6 protein-coding genes and 1 pseudogene are annotated in these 19,062 nt (G+C 40.8%); 1 reads left to right on the forward strand and 6 read right to left on the reverse strand.

Annotated elements, in window-relative coordinates; genetic code table 11:
* Positions 1 to 590: 590 nt before the first annotated feature.
* Positions 591 to 1,310 (forward strand): 4'-phosphopantetheinyl transferase HetI, encoded by a 720-nt coding sequence (hetI, locus tag FCR06_RS03335; protein WP_138497431.1) that lies wholly within the window; start codon positions 591 to 593, stop codon positions 1,308 to 1,310.
* A gap of 52 nt (positions 1,311 to 1,362) precedes the next feature.
* Here the strand turns inward: hetI and FCR06_RS03340 are convergent, their stop codons facing one another.
* From FCR06_RS03340 to FCR06_RS03365, 6 genes and pseudogenes are all read right to left on the reverse strand, one after another.
* On the reverse strand, positions 1,363 to 2,166 hold the full coding sequence (locus tag FCR06_RS03340) for an SDR family NAD(P)-dependent oxidoreductase (protein WP_138497432.1): 804 nt from the start codon (positions 2,164 to 2,166) through the stop codon (positions 1,363 to 1,365).
* An 817-nt stretch (positions 2,167 to 2,983) separates the two neighbouring features.
* Positions 2,984 to 4,498, reverse strand: coding sequence for a thioester reductase domain-containing protein (locus tag FCR06_RS03345; RefSeq protein ID WP_138497433.1), 1,515 nt, complete (start codon positions 4,496 to 4,498; stop codon positions 2,984 to 2,986).
* Between the two features lie 2 nt (positions 4,499 to 4,500).
* A complete protein-coding gene (locus FCR06_RS03350) occupies positions 4,501 to 6,174 on the reverse strand; it encodes a PfaD family polyunsaturated fatty acid/polyketide biosynthesis protein (protein ID WP_138497434.1) in 1,674 nt (557 codons plus the stop codon).
* 271 nt (positions 6,175 to 6,445) lie between these two features.
* Positions 6,446 to 11,182 carry a PfaB family protein gene (locus FCR06_RS03355; protein WP_138497435.1) on the reverse strand — a complete coding sequence of 1,579 codons (4,737 nt, stop codon included), beginning with the start codon at positions 11,180 to 11,182 and terminating at the stop codon, positions 6,446 to 6,448.
* 222 nt (positions 11,183 to 11,404) lie between these two features.
* A complete protein-coding gene (locus tag FCR06_RS03360; protein WP_138497436.1) occupies positions 11,405 to 13,120 on the reverse strand; it encodes an SDR family NAD(P)-dependent oxidoreductase in 1,716 nt (571 codons plus the stop codon).
* Between the two features lie 1,000 nt (positions 13,121 to 14,120).
* Positions 14,121 to 18,827, reverse strand: a pseudogene (locus FCR06_RS03365) (beta-ketoacyl synthase N-terminal-like domain-containing protein); the annotation flags it as partial.
* Positions 18,828 to 19,062: the final 235 nt, after the last annotated feature.

The raw sequence follows: 19,062 nt of genomic DNA on the forward strand, positions 1-19,062 counted from the left end.
GACGTATTTGTATAGATATTAAGGACAAGCGCTTGTACTGGAGGTGTGAAATATTGGGTTTTATATTTGTTTTTTAATTGAGTAAGTCGGTACAATAAAACTAAACTGGATGAAAAAATAAACAAAGCTTAAACCCTTTTTTATGCGCCCTCTGCTCCCAACTCCCCGCCTTATCCCAACGATAGTTATTTATGCAGACCTACTTATTTGTTGACTATTAGTTGGACTAGAAATTGAGAGATGATTGTCTTTAATGGAATTGGCTATAGTACATCTTTGTAAAATATATCCTTGAGGAGATAGGAATTTTTGCTCAGATCATAGATAGCTCCTATATCTTAATGTGCAAATTTCCTAAAGCTCGCTCAAAGGATTTAAGATAGCAAAAGCGCGATTGTTTGAGTGCGGTTAGCTGTAACGCTGCCAGATTATAGGCGAAAAAGTTGTAACTTTGCGTTGAACCCGCCAAGCGATCGCCTCGATCTAGCGTATAGTATAGTAGCGCTAAAGCCTTAAACTAGACCCACCGATAATAATTCGTCGTCATTAAACAAACTACTAGAGTACAACTCCCTTAACTTTTTGACTCAATGACCGCTGTTAATAATATTTGGCAACCTGCACCCATAGATTTAACTCTATTACCGGATGAGATTCATGTTTGGCGTATAGACCTAGACCAACCAGAAGCACAACTGCAAAATTTGGCAGCAACCCTTTCTGATGACGAGATGATTCGTGCTCAACGATTTCATTTTCAGGAACATCAGCAGCGTTTCATTGCTGGTCGCGGTATTTTGCGAAGTATACTAAGCCGTTACTTGGGTATCAAGCCATCAGAAGTTCAGTTTAATTATCAACAGCGCGGCAAACCAATATTAGCAGAGACATGTGCTTCAAGGGGACTGGGGTTTAACTTGTCTCACTCCCAAGAATTAGGTTTGTGTGCGGTGAATTGTACGCGTGAAATTGGTGTAGACCTAGAATATATTCGTCCAGTTTCAGATTTAGAAGCTCTTGCCAAACGGTTCTTTTTACCGAGAGAATATGAAATGTTGCGATCGCTCTGTTCAAACCAACAGCAAGAGGTCTTTTTTCGTTACTGGACTTGCAAGGAAGCTTATTTAAAAGCAACCGGAGACGGACTATCCCAGCTAGAAGAAGTTGAAGTATTTTTAACTCCGACAAAACCAGCTAAGTTACAGATAACTCAAGACTGGAGTCTTTTTGAATTAATACCTGCTAACAATTATGTTGCTGCTGTTGCTGTAGCAAATTTTGGCTGGAATTTAAAATGTTGGCAGTATTGAAAGTGTTGACTGTTGAGTGAGGAGTTATTATTCTCCCCATTACCCCATCCCCCTATTTCTCTTCCTGCATACTTCTGACAATTTTCGTTACCATTTTTCTGGGTACGAATCTGACAATTTTTGTCAGTAATTTATTTATAAAACCAGGAATAACAATGATTTTGCCCTTCATTAAGCCGCGATAACCCATTTCGGCTACTGTTTGTGCGTCCATCATTCTCTTACTCTTGAGCATCTTAGAGTCTGCCATTCCCGTTCTTTGATGAAAGGCAGATTCTGTTGAACCTGGGCAAAGAACTGTCACAGTGACGCCTGTTCCTTCTAATTCATTGGCGATCGCTTCTGAAAAGGATAAGATATAAGCCTTAGTTGCAAAATAAACTGCCATCAAAGGGCCTGGTTGAAAGGCAGCAGCCGAAGAGACATTTAATATTCTTCCTTCACCTTGCTTGACCATATCCTTGAGAAATAGCTTGGTTAAATGGGTAAGACACACCAAATTTACCTGTAGCATTTCTAATTCAGCCGTCAAGTCTGTTTGATTAAATAATCCATAAGTACCAAATCCAGCATTATTTACCAACACATTGATTTTAATATTGGCTTGTTGTAGTTCTGTGAAAATTTCTTCTGGAGAGGTTGATATAGATAAGTCTTTAACAATATCTTTGACAAAAATTTCAAATTTTGACTGAAATTTTTCAGCAATTTCTGCTAACTTTATCCCATTTTTATCCACTAAAACAAGATTGTAATCATCAGCAGCAAAAAGACATGCTAATTGATAACCAATTCCACTTGCTGCTCCAGTAATGAGAGCTGTTTTTTTACTATGTTTTGGATGTGTTGTGTTCATTTAAGAATGTGGGTGAATTTTAATGAATGAAAGTGTTTTCTATCAACAGTGGTTATTCATCTACAATTAAGTATGCGTAATATCTCAAACTCCAAAAAATTTATTGAGTGAAAATAATCTTTGATTTACTTGCTAATTCTGAATTAATCGTTGATGCCTAAGAGCGAGTCAAAATAATTCGTCGTTCATAGTTCCAATCACTGGAGGCTTGAAGCCAGTACTATCTTGTTGACCACCGTATGGGTTTACCAGTCATACCAATTCGTAATTCGTAATACTCGCCTTCGGCGAGAAGCAAGCTACGTAATTTGTAATTAATAAAGTCTAATTTAGTCTGGGTTCCTGGGTTTGGATCTGTATCATTATTTTTGGAAAATGGTATCACTTATGAGGGAAAACCTTTAGACCACGCTGGCTCACGAAATTTGTGATTTGGTGAGAAGTTGTAGCCATTAAATTACGAATTAGGAATTAGTAATTACTTAGTCAAGAAATATTCCTGTATCTGCAACATGTATTTGAAATATTTACTTTTGTAAGTAATTCAAATTTTGTATTCTCTAATAACCATTGTATCTGTTTTTTTTGTCAAGGAGTAAATTTTAAAATTTACATTTTTTAAACAGTAATTAGAGGTAAAAATTCAAAATTATTGAAAATTTCATCCAGAAAAGCTAAAATTTAAGAAGAGCAATATTTCATACTTATTTTTAAAATTAGAAAGTATAAATTAGTTTGCTTTTCGAGATTTTTTAACTTTGGATTTTGAATATTCAATCCAAAATCCAAAATTTAAAATTTAAAATTTTGCAGGCTACTAAGCGAGATTTAAGAAACCGCTTTGAATTAAATAAGCGGTATAAGTCATAAACAATTGAGAGTCAATGATGGGGCAAGCAATAGAACTTCCTGCTAGGGCATGGAGGGTATCTTGGCAGCTGATATGAGGTCTTCTAGCTTGCAGGTATAAATCAGGAATAGTCAGTTGTTCATCAGACCAGCGTTCTAATAAAAATGGTCGCAGAGTGTATAAAGGATTGTCTACAGAAGATACATTGTTGATTAACTCTGCTTGCCATTTTTCGTAAGGAATCATCTCAACTGAATAGCCAAAAGAACGTATCCAGTCAACTAAGATTTTTAAAGGTGCAGGTTGGGGATGTTGTAAATGGAAAGCCTTACCTATAGATTCTTTTTGGCGTGATAGATAGACAACGGCTTTACTAACATAGTCTACAGGAGACATATCCAACATATATTCTACATCAGGAAAACTTCCCATTTGTAGACAGCCTTTTGCCATCAAATTGATAAAGTCGTGGGTATTACAAATGCCTGTTTTACTATCTCCAGCAATCAGAGGTGGGCGATAGATAGTTACAGGAAGTCCTCGGTCACGGGCGATTTTAACTAACTTTTCAGCTACCCATTTTGTTTGAGAGTAGCCAAGATAAATACCTTCCCAATGATTGAATTCATCCTGTTCTTTAACAACCTTTCCAGCATAAACAGGCGATTCAAAAACTGCAACACTAGAAACGTAATGTACAGGCTTGACTTTAACTTGACATGCTAATCTTAAAACTTCTTGAGTTCCTAGAACGTTAGCAGCTTTCAATGCCGAGTAAGGGTAAACATAATTCAGCAAAGCACCGCTATGATAAATACTATCAATTTTGGTAGCTAAGATTTGAAATTGTTCCAAGCCAAGACCTAATAATGGCAGAGATAAATCGCCAATAACAGGAATAATTCTAGAATTATAGTCTTCCTGCCAAATTGCATATTGTTCGAGATTATTTTGCAGTTTAGTCTTGCCTGCTTGTAGATTATCAGCACGGACTAAACAATAGATATCCGCGTTGGTTTCCTGTAGTAATTCCCGGATAATGAAAGCTCCTAAAAAGCCTGTTCCTCCAGTTAAAAAGATATTTTTGGGTTCGCCTACAGGTAAATTAGCAGCACCACCAGGATTAATGGTAGGGTCAAGAACAGCTTCGGCACTTAAATTTAAAACCAAGGGGGTAGTATTGGCGTTAGAAGATGCTACCTTTGTATCTTGAACCTGTGAATCTTCTTGCAACTCTTCAGCTAAACGCTGTGAAAGTGCTGCAATATTTGGGTAATGCCATAGTAGCAGTGGAGATGGTTGAAACCCTAGTAATTTTTCTAATTTTCCTACTAGAATCATGGCTTGGGCAGAATCCAAGCCATAGTTTTCTAAATGTTCTTCGATATCTATTTCAGCAGTTTCTACTTCTAGCAGTTGGGCTAAGTTAGATACTAAAAAATGCTGAATATCTGCTGCTGTCAAAGACTGTTTTAAAGTCATTTTTAAATCTCCATTAATGTAGAACGTACTGGCTGATACTGACTGTAATAATCAGAGACTTGCAGCCCTTGAATTTTCAAACTTTGGATGCGATATAAAAAGGCTGCACCATTCATCATTTGGTCAGCAACATCAACTACCTGGCGATTTTTCGGGTCAGACAAGTAAGAACCTCGTACCCAGTCGTTGAAGCTTCCCATCGCTGGACCACACCAAATTTGATAATCGACTTCTCGACCTTTTTCACCACAATTAGACCACCGAGAAGATAATCCTAAATACCAACGAAAAATTAATGCCATTTTTAGCTTCGGATTGTTAACTGCTTTGCCCAGTTTTTCTGGATTTCTTTGGGACAAATAAGCCGCAGTTCCTTCCCAAACTTCAGCAATAGTTTTGCGAAAAACTTGTTTTTCTAATTTCTCTCTTTCTGCAAGCGGAATATCTTCAATTGAGTCATAAGCGCGATATAATTCAAATAATTTTTGCGCTCGCATGGGGAACATTGTACCCCGTTTGAGAACTTGTAATTTGACTCCCATTTCAAACATATCTGCGGCTGGTGCCATCATTACATCAGCCATTTCTGCTTGAGCTAGTAATTTCTTGGTATATTCACAAGCTCCAGATTCGATGCATGACTGATTAATAGAACCAGTTACTATGTAAGCAGCACCCATCATAAAACCAGCTAATGCTGATTGTGGTGTACCAATTCCACCTGCTACTCCCACTCTAATGGGCATTTGGTAATGATATTGGGCTTGAATTTCGTCCCGTAAAGCCACAAGAGAAGGTAGCAAACAAACCAAGGGACGGTTATCTGTATGACCGCCAGAATCAGCTTCGACGGTAATATCATCAGCCATCGGAACTTTAGCTGCGAGAGTTGCTTGTAATTCAGTAATTAATCCTTGTTCCAGAAGTTCTTTAAGAATTCTGGGTGGTGCGGGTTGCATGAATTTAGTAGCAACTTCTCGGCGAGAAATTTTGGCGATGACTTTGTTTTTGATTTGAATTTGATTGGCGTCATTTAATCCCAAGCCAGCTACACGATAGTAGACAATGTTGGGAGTCAAATCAAGAAATGCAGATGCTTCTACTGTTCTTACCTGATATTTGAGGTATAAATTTACAGCACGGCGTTCAATTGTAGGTTCGCTGGGACTGTGAATTAAATTAAATGCATAAGGCCCTTGAGGTAAAGCTTGTTGAATCTTTTTAATGGCTGCTTCTAAACGGTCTGGGCTTAAACCACCTGCACCAAAAGAACTCAAAATTTGTGCTTTTCCCAGTGCAATGACCATTTCTTCAGAAGCAATTCCACCAGCCATTGCACCAGTAGTATAAGCATATTTCACTCCATGAAAGGAGAGAAAATTAGGATCTCCTAACTGTTGAATATTGACTGGTGCAACAAATGTCAACAGTTCTACTTGTGATGTTGTAGTATTATCGACTGGGGACAAATACCCCTCGTTTGTGACACCGATTTTTCCAGCAACTTTCACGATGTAGCAAGGTTTATCTAATACCATCAATTTGTTTTTGATGGCTTCTTGCTCAAAAGATATAGATTCTAAAGAACCTTTCCACACTTGGTTTTGAGTATGAGACCAAGCTGAGAAGTTCAGGCCATTATCGTGTTTACTTAGTACCGTATTTACGGTTGTCACAGCGGTTGTCCCTCAAAGTATAAGCGTTAAAGTTGAAGTCGGGTTTTTAGTTTGGCGTTGCTGAGTGAAGGTGGGAATTTATCTCACGCACAGACGCAGCGGAAAGTCTGAGCGGAGGTTTCCTCCGATAACAACTTTCCAAGACACAGATGCAGAGAGTAAGAGTTTGAGAGATGAGATTTTTGAGTTGGATGTGATAGACTTCTTGCTTTCATGCAAAGGCGTAAAGAAGAAGGTAACAATGAGGAGTTTTACAAGAAGTCTAATGCTTTTATTTGGATTCTTCGTCAAGTAAGTTTTGCGCGCAGGCTAATTGGAGTTGAATGATTTCACTCATTTGCTTGCTAAATTCTTGTCTGGCTTGTAGGAATGTTGTGTGTGCTTTAGTTATCTTGGAATTATTAGCGTTGAGTTTTTGATACTGAGATTTATTTAAATCAGACATGTGGATGATTTTACGAAGTTTCAGAGTGGTGATTGGAGGGGAAAAAGTAGGTTGAGTGATTGTTTGTTCAATTGCAGTTGACTCAGAAGATTTTACTTCCTCTTTAAATTCAAAACCGTTATTAATGATATTTTTCACTGCAACTTTTTCTGGCTGGAGAGGGGAGGGTGGGATGTTATCGTGATTACTTCTTTCGGAGGATATTGCACTGCGAATTTCTAAGGAAGAGTCAGGTAAAATTTGATGTTGTTTTTTGGTGCGATCGCTCTTACATTTCTCTACCACATCTTCAAAGATTTGCCGATTTTCCTCAGTCAAAATGCTATCAGTAATCGACTGTCCACCCAAAGTTACAATTCTCAAAGTTGCTTTATTTTGATTGCTACTTTGTGCAACATTATACAAGGGTGATAAATCTACATCCACCCGATGACTCACAAGTTTTGCCAGTGCTTTAACAATAGAAGCATGGTCATCCATACCTCTACGATTTAGAGATACTGTAATGTGTTCTTTACCTTGAAGAATTTTATCAATCCAGCGAGAACAGACATTACCAGCACCAGCTTCAATGAATATTTTGGCACCATCATTATAGAGATGATTGACTAACCTGGGAAAGTCTAATTGTTGAGAAAGACCTGTAGCAATACTACGAGCGATGTCACCGCTCTCAAGTGTAATTGGTTGATATTCAGCAGCAGAATAAAATACAATGCCAGGAATATTTTGTGATGGTAAAGTGTTTAATTTCACCAATTCACCATACTCAGATCGCATTGTCTCGGAATGAATTACATGGTCAAAAGGAGCCGGGAAAGCATTACATCCTAAGGCTTTGATGACTCGCTGACAAGCTTCTGGTTCACCAGCAATTAATACCTCTTCTGGTGTATTAATCTGAGTTAAGTAAACGCGCTGTTCATTTTTTAGACATTCCCTTACTTGGTCTGGGTTAGCCATTAAAACATAGTTACCCCAAAGATTATTGTCGGCAGCTGAGGAAATTTTTGGTAGTCCCCAATACTCACGCACAGCATTTTTCGGCCCGGATAACCTATCGCCAAATAAAGCTGATGAGTTGAAGCTACTACTGCCTTCATAAAAATTGCTCCAAACTCCTTGGGCAACCATCATGCTTGTTTCACCCAAGCTATACCCAAAAACATATTTAGGTTTAACTTGAAAATCATCACGAATAATCGTAGTGAGTAATCTGGTGCAAAACATTTCCGCTTCAAACATTGCTAGAGAATCATCTAGCAATTTCTTTTCTAATGTTTCTAGTTCCCTAGTAGTGAATTTCTTCAAGCTTCTAGGAAAAACTAGCGGTTCAACATCAGCAGCACGTTTGTAAATACTTTTAACCATTAAGTCGTTATAGACTCTAGGAAATAAGCGAAACAGCGTGCGACCGATGCCAAGATAAGAATTGACTGCTGCCGGATAAATGTAAGCAATTTCACCTTGTTTACCCAGTGGTTTAGCAGTAAAATAACTACCATTAGGTGTCTGCCAATCTCCTCCACGTTCAAAAGCGTTATTTACACCTTTACGCGCAGACTCAATTTCTTTGACTAATTCTTTTTGGTTACGTCCTGTAATTGATAGGACATATTTTGCAGTTGATTGTTTTTGAAAGTTCTCAAAATATTTGCTTGCAGTTACTTTGAGAGAAGCAGAATTTTCAATCGTTTTTTGGAAATTATCTAAAGCCGCAAATAAACTTGAGCTATTATCAGCTGGGATAGGAAAAAGACAAAAGGGTTTTTCTGCTAAATATCTGCTGCTGCGTTCTTCTTGGCTACCTTCTTCCGATAAGATGACATGAGCAAAACTGCCATCATAGCCAATACTATTAAGTGCCGAGACTCTGGATGTACCGTTTTTGCCTAAAAACCAAGGTCGTGATTCTGTAGCCACGTAGAAAGGACTACCTTGCCATGCTTGCGGCGTTTTCACACCAGACCAATTGGGGGTAGCGGGTATGTATCTGTGATACAGGCAAAGAGCATTTTTAATCAGGCTGGCAATACTGGAAGCGACATAGGTGTGACCGATATTTGCTTTGACGCTACCAATTGCACAATGCAACCCATCGCCTACTGGCGGATAAGCTTGCAGCAAACCTGTGATTTCTGCTGCATCTTCCTGGGGAATACCACTACCGCAAACTTCCAGATAATTCACCTGTGTAGGTTGGATACCTGCGATATCGAAAGCTTGTTTGCAGATTTGGCTGATAGTTTCGCCATCAACAACAGTAGAATGGGCTTGTCCGATGCTAACAGCATCGATAACTGCATAGATGCGTTCCGCATTTTCTCGGGCGGTGTCATGACGCTTAAGAACAACTGCACCCGCACCTTCACCAACCGTCCAGCCATCTGCGTTTTGGTCGTAACTCAAGGTAGTAGTACCCGTATTCACCTTAGCGATTTGGCTTCGCAGTAAAACATTTTCTACACCACCAGCTAAATCAACAGCACCAACAACCACAGCTTCGACTTCTCCAGCAGCCAGTAGCATTTGTGCTACTTCTAAAGCTTTGAGGGCAGAATTTTCGCCTGCTGTCATCGTAAATGCTGGGCCTGTGAAATTCCACAAAGCAGAAATCCGACTGGCCATAATGTTGGCGATGTGACTCACATATTCACCGATTTCTACGGGGTGATGAAGGCTATCTTTGACGATGGTTTCCAGTTGAGTTTGCTGTTCGTTAGGCAAAGAGATTTCTTTAGCGAGTAACCCTTCTTTAACTTGCCAAGGCAAATTCCACCTTTGCTGTAGTTGATGTACAGACAACTCTGTTTCGGCGGCAATGATAACTGCCACATTGCTACCTTCTGGGATTTTCGCATCTTTGAGGGCGCGATCGCTCACTTTCAGAAGTAGCAATTGCTGTGGGTTTAGTTTGTCTACTTCATTTGGTGGAATCTTGCACGCTAAAGTATCGATTTCAAAATTTTGAATGTATGCTCCTACTGGTGCCTTACCATTTGGTAAACCATATTCTTTGAGTAAATTTTCTTGGTTTTCTATACCCTGCCATCTTTGCGGCGGTAAGGGAATAAAATGTTGAATGCCATCGTAAATCGAACGTTCAAAAGCATCTAAGCCATTACAGTTGCCGAAGAAGGCATCCATACCGACTATGGCAAGTTTTACAGGTGGAATAGGTTCAATTGAATTATTTAATTCGGTTGTAGTTCCTTGTTCTAAAATCAGATGCGAATTAGTGCCACCAAAACCAAAAGCACTAATAGCAGCCCGTTTGATTGCAGCGTTATTATTCGGCCATGCAGTAGCAGTTTTAACTATTTTATCGGTGGAAATTGTACTATTTTCACTAGCTATCGGTTCAGTTATATTCAGTGTCGGGGGAATTACACCGTGAGACATACTCAAAATTACTTTGGTCAAGCCAACCATTCCAGCCGCAGTTAATAAATGACCAGTATTTGCTTTAGCAGAACCTATCAAAGGTGCAGCTTGATGTTCACCAAAGAATGTTTCGATAGAATTAAATTCGGTTGTGTCTCCTAATAATGTGCCGGTAGCATGGCACTCTAAATAATCGATGCTTTGAGGTTTAATTTTTGCCTCATGATAAGCCCTTTGAAAAGCGAGAATTTGTCCTTTAGGATTGGGGCTAAGCAAATGCTTGCCTTTACCATCATTTGAAAGTCCATTCCCACAGATAGTAGCGAGAATTTTATCGCCATCTCTGACAGCATCAGAATATCTTTTTAACATCACCATGCCAACACCATCGGCGGGAATTAGCCCTCTGGATGATTTATCTAAAGGACGGCTAATACCGTTTTCTGGGAATCCTTGTACGCCAGAAAATAACATCCGCACAAATAGGGAATCTGCACTACTGATTGCTCCAGCTAACATGACATCAGCTTTGTGCGATCGCAAATAATGAGATGCCAGTTTAATAGCATAAAATGATGAAGAGCAAGCAGCATCGAGACATAAGTTAATCCGAGATAAAGATAAGGCTTGAGCAATTATCGCTGCTGGTAAGCCAGAAATCATCGCATTATATAAAGATGCTTGATTGGCGGTTGGTAGACTAGGTAAATCTAAATCTGGAACTTGTAAAAGCTCTTTGAGGGCAGGTGCAATGGTTTTTTGATAAATGGAAGAAAACAATTGGTTGGAAAGTTTTGTTGGGAATGAAAGATTTCCCAAAATTACGCCACATTTTGAAAGAACAGTTTGATTACCCCAATAACCACTTTGGAGAATTGCTTGTTTGGCAGCGTACAATGACCATTTGAAGGTGTTATCTAAATTGGTAAGTAATTCTGGTGAGAGATTGTAGCCAGATGGGTCAAATTCAAAGTTGCGGATGTATCCACCTTTGAGAGAATAGGTTTTATCTGGTGTACCTTTGATGGGATGATGAAAGATTTCTGGATTTACTCCGATTTCTTGGATGGTTGCGGATGAGGTAGAGTCTTTTTCATTGATGATATTTTGCCAGAATTCTTCGGGATTTTTGGCGTCGGGGAATAGACATGATAATGCGATAATGGCAATTTTTTCCATTATTTTATCCTCAAGGTTTGGGTATTAGGCTAGAGATGATGAGCGGACAGAAGGATTTACGCTGTTCCCCAAACTTGAAAGATGTTTTGTGTCGTTTCTTTGTGAAGCTGCGCCAAGTCTTAGCTTTTTTTAACGCAAAGGTACGCAGAGGTAAGCGCAGAGGTACACAAAGGTTTTCTAATGATAATTAGGCGCATCTTCATAGACAAGAGGAGAGGAGAGTTAGCTTCTGAGGAGTTTCATTGACCAAATAATTGCTCTGGCTCCCAGGAGGCGTGAGTAGATTTGTCCTTGTTGGTTGTGGATGATGATGTCGGCGGTTGCGCTACTGGGGGTTTTGGATTTGACTTCGCAGGAGACGTAGAAGGGTTCGTTTTGTGGTGTGGCTGCAAATTGTTCGTATTTTGCGACTTGTCCGGGTAGACAACCTTCTTGATGGAAGTGCTGTGTCCAAACCCAGAGTGCGTGCATACTGAGATCAGTTGTATATGGATTGACCCATTGGACTGGAAATTGTCCTTGTTGTTGATGTGAGATTTGTTCCCATAGGCATTGTGTTGTGATTTTTTCTGTGGTGATGTTTAGAACTTTTTGGATTTCTTGAAAAGCTCTACCATGAAATAATGTATCTTCTCCATTTTGATAAAAAGATTTACCAGTGAGAGTAATGATATTATCTGGTTCTAGATTAACTGCATCGTAAATTGGGGCAGTAGGAATTTCTAGTAAGAGTTGGATTTGGGCACTAAAATGATAAAATGTTTTCCCAGCCGAATTTTTACTCGATATTTTCGTGTTGAATGTAATTTGTTGACCATTAGTTTTTGAAACTTCTTCGACATCTACAATATATTCACTTGCCAAACTATCGTTAAAAGTAATTCCTTTCAAAATTTTGAAATCTTGGGCAGCAAAAAATCTATATCCTGGATAAAGTTGTTCGCAATAGTCAATCATCCATGATAGAGCGCATGTAGCGGGTAATACTGGAGAACCAGCTATCACATGATCCAATAAAAATGGATTTTCTGCTAATGTCATGCGGCGATGTAAACGATAGCCGGTCAGTTGAGGATCTAACTCTCTAGCTAATGGTACTAGGGGGCTACCAATGACGACTTGTGTATTTTCTTGATAGGCGGGATGCAATTCGTTAACTAACATTTGTGTCCCAGCTTCTACGGGAATCACTTCAACTCCGCGTTCAGCAAAAGCTTTTTTGAGTTCTGGTGACACCATCCCACTGTCCCAAGCTCCCCAGTTAATTGCTACTACATGACATGAGGGATATTGTTGTTTGAAAATATGGGCTGATTTATTGAGGATTTCATTGGCGATCGCATAATCAGATTGGCCAATGTTTCCATAGAATCCTGTTACCGAAGAAAACAAAACTAAATGCTGAAGTTGATACGGATTGATACAATCCAGGAGGTTTTCTAATCCTTTAACTTTGGCAGTATAAACTTTTTCAAAATCCTCTTCTGTTTTCTTTTCAATTAATTTATCGGCTAAATTACCAGCACCATGTATAATGCCTGTAACTGACCCAATATTAGCCAGCTTTTCTTGTAAAGCCTGTGTATCTGTAACATCAACGCTAATATATTCGGCTTTGGCTCCTGCTTTTTCTATTGCGGCAAGAGTCTTTTTAATTTCGCGGCTAGAGGTAATTTTGTTATATATTTTTTGCACATTCATGGGTGTGGGTTTCTCTCCTTGGGCAAGAAGAGTTTCCATGATGCGTTTTTTCAAAGCTGATTCTTCACAATCTTGAGCAAAATCTGGCTCGGTTTCTAATAGTTCAGAGCGACCGAGAAGAATAAATTTGCAAGGTTGTTGCTGGGCTAATTTGATAGTACACTCAGCCGTAATCCCTTTTGCACCGCCGCTAACGACAAAAACAGATGATGGACTAAGCTGGGCTGTTTGGGTCATAAATCCTCTGATATTAATTCGTAATTCGTAATGACGCTCTCTACGAGATGCTCTTGCTAGCTTGCTTCTCTGTAAGAGTACGAAGACTCGCTAACGTAATTCGTAATTGAGAGATGCTGTAGAAACCTGGTTAAAAGTTGTTTTTTAGCTTTTCTGCGGTTGTTAAAAAAACGAACCGCAGAGAAAAGGGATGGAGGGATTAGACTACTTTTGGGTTGGCAATTAAAGTGACTCGTCCTTGGGAGCCGTAGGCAACTTCACCAATGTAAAGATTGGGGTCGTGAAGTTCGGCGATAATGTGGTTTACTGACTGTTGGGCGTCAATTCTCGGACTGAGGTCGATCGCCCGTGTAAATACTTTTGGCCATTCCCATCTCAGGGTTTTGGTTAATCCAAATAAACCAGCGCCGATCGCTCCGAAGTTGACTTTACGATCAAAACCGAAGGCGCCATCAAGATGAGCTACTGTACAGAAATAACTACGTCCATGACGTGCGGTTTCGTTGAGGGAGGGTTTGAGGTGTTTGGCTATCAAAAATACGTGCTTGACGATCGCCTTTTCCTGTTCGATGTAGGGAATTTTTCCAGTATTATTTGCGACAAAAATCGGATGTAGGTGGATGAAAGCCCCAATCGTACCGCAGTGAGTGGCGATCGCTTGTAGTTGTTGTTGGAGATGTTCTTCACTCAAGTTTGCCAAGGTGACGCGGGTTACTCCTGCGGGTAAGGGTGATTGTTGGGAAATCACCGATTGGGGAAAACTGATAACTACTACTTTGGAGCCTTGGGCGATTAGGGATTCAGTTAATTTGGCAGTAGTGAGGGAACCATCATCGGTGATTAAGGTGATGTGTCCCTCTGGTAACGTGAAATCCAAATAATCTGGTTTTGGTAAGGTTCTGAGTTTGGCGGGATAGCGCTGGATACTATACTCTAGTTCGGGTGGCTGTTGGACAAACTCAAACTCATACTTTTTTTTTTCACCTCCAGCTAGCTGCTGTAGGTAATCTACTATTTGACCGATAGTGCGGAGTTCTCCCAGTTCTTCGATATTCGGTTTGGGTAAGTTGGGGTACATTTCCTGCATCGCCCCTAAGATTTCTACCCGTTTGATGGAGTCAATCCCTAAGTCGGCTTCCATGTCCATTTCTAGTTCCAGCATCTCTACCGGGTAGCCGGTTTTATCGCTGGTGATGGCTAGTAGGGTTTGACCTAAGTCGGGAAATTCATTAGTTATTGCGGGTTCTAGTTGTGGGGTGAATGCAACAACTATGCTGACTTCCGGTGTAACTTCTGCTGGAGTCTCTGCTGCTTGTTGGACTTCCTGTACTGGAGTCTCTACTGGTTGTACTTCGTGAATTGCAATTTCTACACAAACACTTTTAGAAGCAAAGGATTGCAGATATTCTACAACTTGACCGATGGTGCGTTTTTCTGCCAGTTCTTCTAAGTTGGGCTTGGGTAAGTTGGGGTACATTTCTTGTAGCGCCCCCAGGATTTCTACCCGTTTGATGGAATCAATCCCTAAGTCCGCTTCCATGTCCATATCCATTTCCAGCATTTCGACTGGGTAACCAGTCTTGTCGCTGGTGATGACTAGGAGGTTTTTATCTAAGTCAACAATATCAATGGTTGCATTGGCGACTGGGGATAAGGGGTAATGGGGACTGAGGACTAAATCAACTACAGGTTCTACTACCTCGGGGGTGGAAACTACAAGGGCTTCGACTACAGGCTGTACTATCTGGGGAAGTAGTGGAGTTTCGACTACAGACTCTACAATTTGGGGAAGTACTGGAGTTTCGACTACAGACTCTACAATTTGGGGAAGTACTGGAGTTTCGACTACAGGCTCTACTACTTTGGGAGTGGAGAGGGGTGTTTGGATAAGTGTTGAGCCGTTTTTCGCTACTGGCTCAGTTACAGGTGAGGGTAAAGCTTCTACTATTTTGGTAGTAGGAGGTACTGGCGCCTCTTCGGTGACAGTTGTTTCTGTGGTGAAGGGAATAAAATCATGTCCTACCACGTTGCTCAACTTCTGTGTCAGTAGAGCCGCTCCGTCATCTGAGATGATTTGAGAATACTCTTGCTGTATGAGTTGAAAAAAGTTTTTAGTATATTCCAGTTGCTCTTGGAGATATTGCTCATGGATGCGTAGGGTTTCACCTTGTTGGGAGTGAAACTGCATCATGCTGCGCTCTAAGCTTTCCATGACAACTTGCTTGAGCTTGGTGGTTTCGGCTGTGGATTTACTTTCACTCAACAGAGAATTTTGTTGCTGCATCAGTTGGAAAAACGCTTTGGCGTATTCCATTTGATGGTTGAGATAAGTTCCGTGAACTTGTAAATTCTCAGATTGATTTTGCTGAAACTGTGTCAGGAGATATTCTAAACTTTTTAAAAGTTCTTGGTAATTTGTCAGTTTTTCAGGTGTTGATTGCATCTTAGATTCCTGGGCTGGTTGACTTAAAAGGGTCACAGGATTCATTTGTTGCTCTGGTTGGGTAGCGATCTCAGAAGTCACACCGTTCATTGATGGGGTGGTAATGGGTGTTTTTTTATGTCCGTTAGTCTCTGTAACTGGCAGAGTTAGAGCCACATCTAGGCTGGTAAATAAAGGAGCCGCTGTTTGAGAATATTCGGGGATGGGCTGATTTGGTTTGACTGAATTCTCAGATAAAACAGTAGGTAATGTAACCTTGTGCCCATTTTCCAAAGCTTGAGCGAAGGCGTTTTTCGTTTTTTCGGATCTGTAGTTGATGCCGTTTAAACGTACATTTAAAGCCTTCTTCTGCTCAGTTGCAGGTACGGTTTGGGGAAGATGGTAGGGGTCGAGGTCACTCAAAGCCATACCGATTACCCGTAACTGCACAACTGCTTCCCGCAAGGAGCGATCGCTATTCTTTTGGGTGCTAGGGTTCAAAGATACGGTAAGATGCGGGCGATCGCCAAGAATTTCTTTAACTAAGTTGGTCAAAATTCTCCGAGGGCCAAATTCTACAAAGCAAGTACCGCCAGCTGCATAGATGTTTTCAATTTCCTGTTTGAACAGCACGGAATTGGAAAGGTGCGTTTCCAGGACTTTTTGAATCGCTTGGGGTTCTTTGGGATACTGTTTACTGGTGACGTTGCTATAAACCGGGAGTTTCGGATTTTGGAATTTGACGGACTTGGTAGCGATGGCAAAGGATTTTTGAGCAAAGGCAATCAAGGGTGTGTGGAATGCTGCCGATACAGGCAACAATACAGCCGTATATCCTTTGTCTTGTAATGCTTGACGGACTTTGGCGATTTCTGCGGTGGGGCCAGCCAAGACAACTTGAGTCGGAGAATTTTGATTGGCGATGGTAACTTGCGGAAAATGTCTCACCACTGCTTCAACTTTGCTAATGTCTTCTTTGACAGCCAGCATACTACCTGCATCGTGGTCTGGATCTTCCGGTGCCGCCATTGCTTGACCCCTAGCTTTCACCAGAAACAAGTAATCTTCGGTACTCAAAACTCCCGCAGCCCACAAGGCTGTCAGTTCGCCAAAGCTGTGTCCAGCCACAAAATCTGACCGAAATCCAGCTTGTTGCAGTATAGTGTACATCCCTGCACTCAACACCCCGATGGCTGGTTGAGCGTATTCTGTGCGTTGTAGGGCAGCAATTTGGACATTTTTTTCTGCTTCCTCAAACACAGGATGCGGAAAAACAATTTCCGATAGCGGCTGCAAATTATCTTTGAGTAACAAGCTATCCATATAGCCATGCAAACGCTGCATGAGTGGGAAATTCATCGCTAATTCCCGTCCCATTTCCAAGTATTGGGAACCTTGACCGGAAAATAAGGCGACAACTTTACCAGCCAATTCCATACCAGAAGCGCGGTAATAAATCCCTTGGGGATGTTCCCAACCTGCTGCTGACCCTTTGTTTTTCAGCCAGTCAATGCTAATTTGCAGGAATTTGCAAGCTTCTTCGAGATTCTGGGCCACAAATCCAAATCTGGCAGCAGAGAGGGGAATCTCTAAAGTTTTGCACTCATTGACTAATTCTGCATAATGTCTGATCGCTTGGGGCGATTGCAATTTTGCTAAAATCTCTTCGGATTTTGCCAGCAATTCCGACGGCGTAGCAGCAAACACTAGCACTTCATGAGCGCCACTGTGTAAGCGATAGGCATGATTTTGGTCGGCTTGATGTTCTTCTAAGACGACGTGATAGTTGGTGCCACCGAAGCCAAAGGAACTCACACCTGCGCGTCTAGGTGCTTCGCCTTCAGCACGAATCCAAGGTCTGGTTTCGGTATTCAAATAAAAAGCAGAATTTTTAATGTTGAGTTTGGGGTTCGGCTGGGTAATGTTAATTGTCGGCGGTAATACTTTGTGATGTAGCGCCAAAGCTGTTTTAATCAAACTCGCTGCACCCGCAGCTGCTTTAGTGTGTCCGATTTGAGATTTCACACTACCCAAAGCGATATGCTGCTTTTTCAAGTCATGCAGAGCAAAGAAGTCCTGTAAAGAACCGAATTCTGTCGGATCTCCAGCCATTGTGCCGGTGCCATGTGCTTCCATCAAACCAACGGTAGCGGGAGAAAAGCCTGCATCTTCATAAGCACGTTCTAAGGCTTTGACTTGGCCTTCCTTGCGGGGAGCATATATGCTCTTGTAACGTCCATCGCTGGAGGTACCAATACCTTTAATCACGGCATAGATTTTATCGTTGTCCCGTTGGGCATCTTCTAGGCGTTTGAGGACAATCATGCAGATACCTTCACCCAGCATCATCCCATCAGATTGAGCATCGAAAGGTTTGACTTTTTCACTGGGAGAAACGGCTGGTGTTTTGCTGAAGGAGATGTAAGCCATGATGGTGTTATCGGTGTCAACACCACCAGTCAGCATCATGTCAGAACGATGCTCGACTAGTTCGCTGATTGCCATTTTTAAAGCACCAAAGGAACTCGCACAAGCAGCATCAACTACACAGTTCATCCCACCAAAGTTGAGACGATTGGCAATTCTACCCGCGACTACGTTAGCTAACATGCCGGGGAAGGCGTTTTCGTCCCATTTGACGTATGCACTTTTGATTTTCTCAACGATTTTTTGTGTATCTTCGTCAGATAAACCGCTACTTTTGAGGGCTTTTTCCCAAATCGGATATTCTAATCTGGCAGAAAGTGGCATTCCTAACTGCTTGGCCATAGCTACGCCTAAAATTACCCCAACCATCTCGCGGTTAAATTCGCGTTGTTCGCCATAGCCAGCATCTTCCATCGCCTCTTTTGCAACCACTAAACTTAATAGTTGCGATACATCTGTAACTTCTAAAATACTGGGGGGAATGCCGAATTCCATTGGGTTAAAATCTACCTCTGGAATAAATCCACCTCTTTTACAGTAAGTTTTATCTTCAGGAGTTCTGGGATTTGGATCGTAATAATCTTCGACGCTCCAGTGGGTGGCAGGAACATCAGTAATACAGTCAATTTTATTTACTATATTTTGCCAATATTCACGTAAATTCCTGGCTTGGGGTAATAGAGAAGCCATGCCAACAATGGCTATAGGATTGTGTTGTAATTGTCTGTTAATCTTGTGGATAGAAATTGATTTGTCTGAGTTCATTTTTTTTTCCTCTATAGACCTAATTACAGCCTGTTCGCAATTGTTAATCAGGCTCTCTAACTCTGCTAAGGCAGTATCAATTTGAGCAGACATAGGGCATAGTGAGTACTGTGGATTGTGTAGATACAGTAATTTCTGTTGCCTACTAATTAATCAAAATGTCTTGTTTTGTTAGCAGTTAGCTATCTTATCTGCGCTAAATGCTTTTCTCCAAATCAACACCACACGATATATACTGCCCTAATAAAGCCTTAGGTTTATAGGCAATTTTGGCACACAGCGATCGTGTAAAAATGTTATGCAGCGCTTGAGTTTTGAGATTGTAGCA

This window comes from Nostoc sp. PA-18-2419, from assembly GCF_005869855.1.
Lineage (GTDB): Bacteria > Cyanobacteriota > Cyanobacteriia > Cyanobacteriales > Nostocaceae > Nostoc.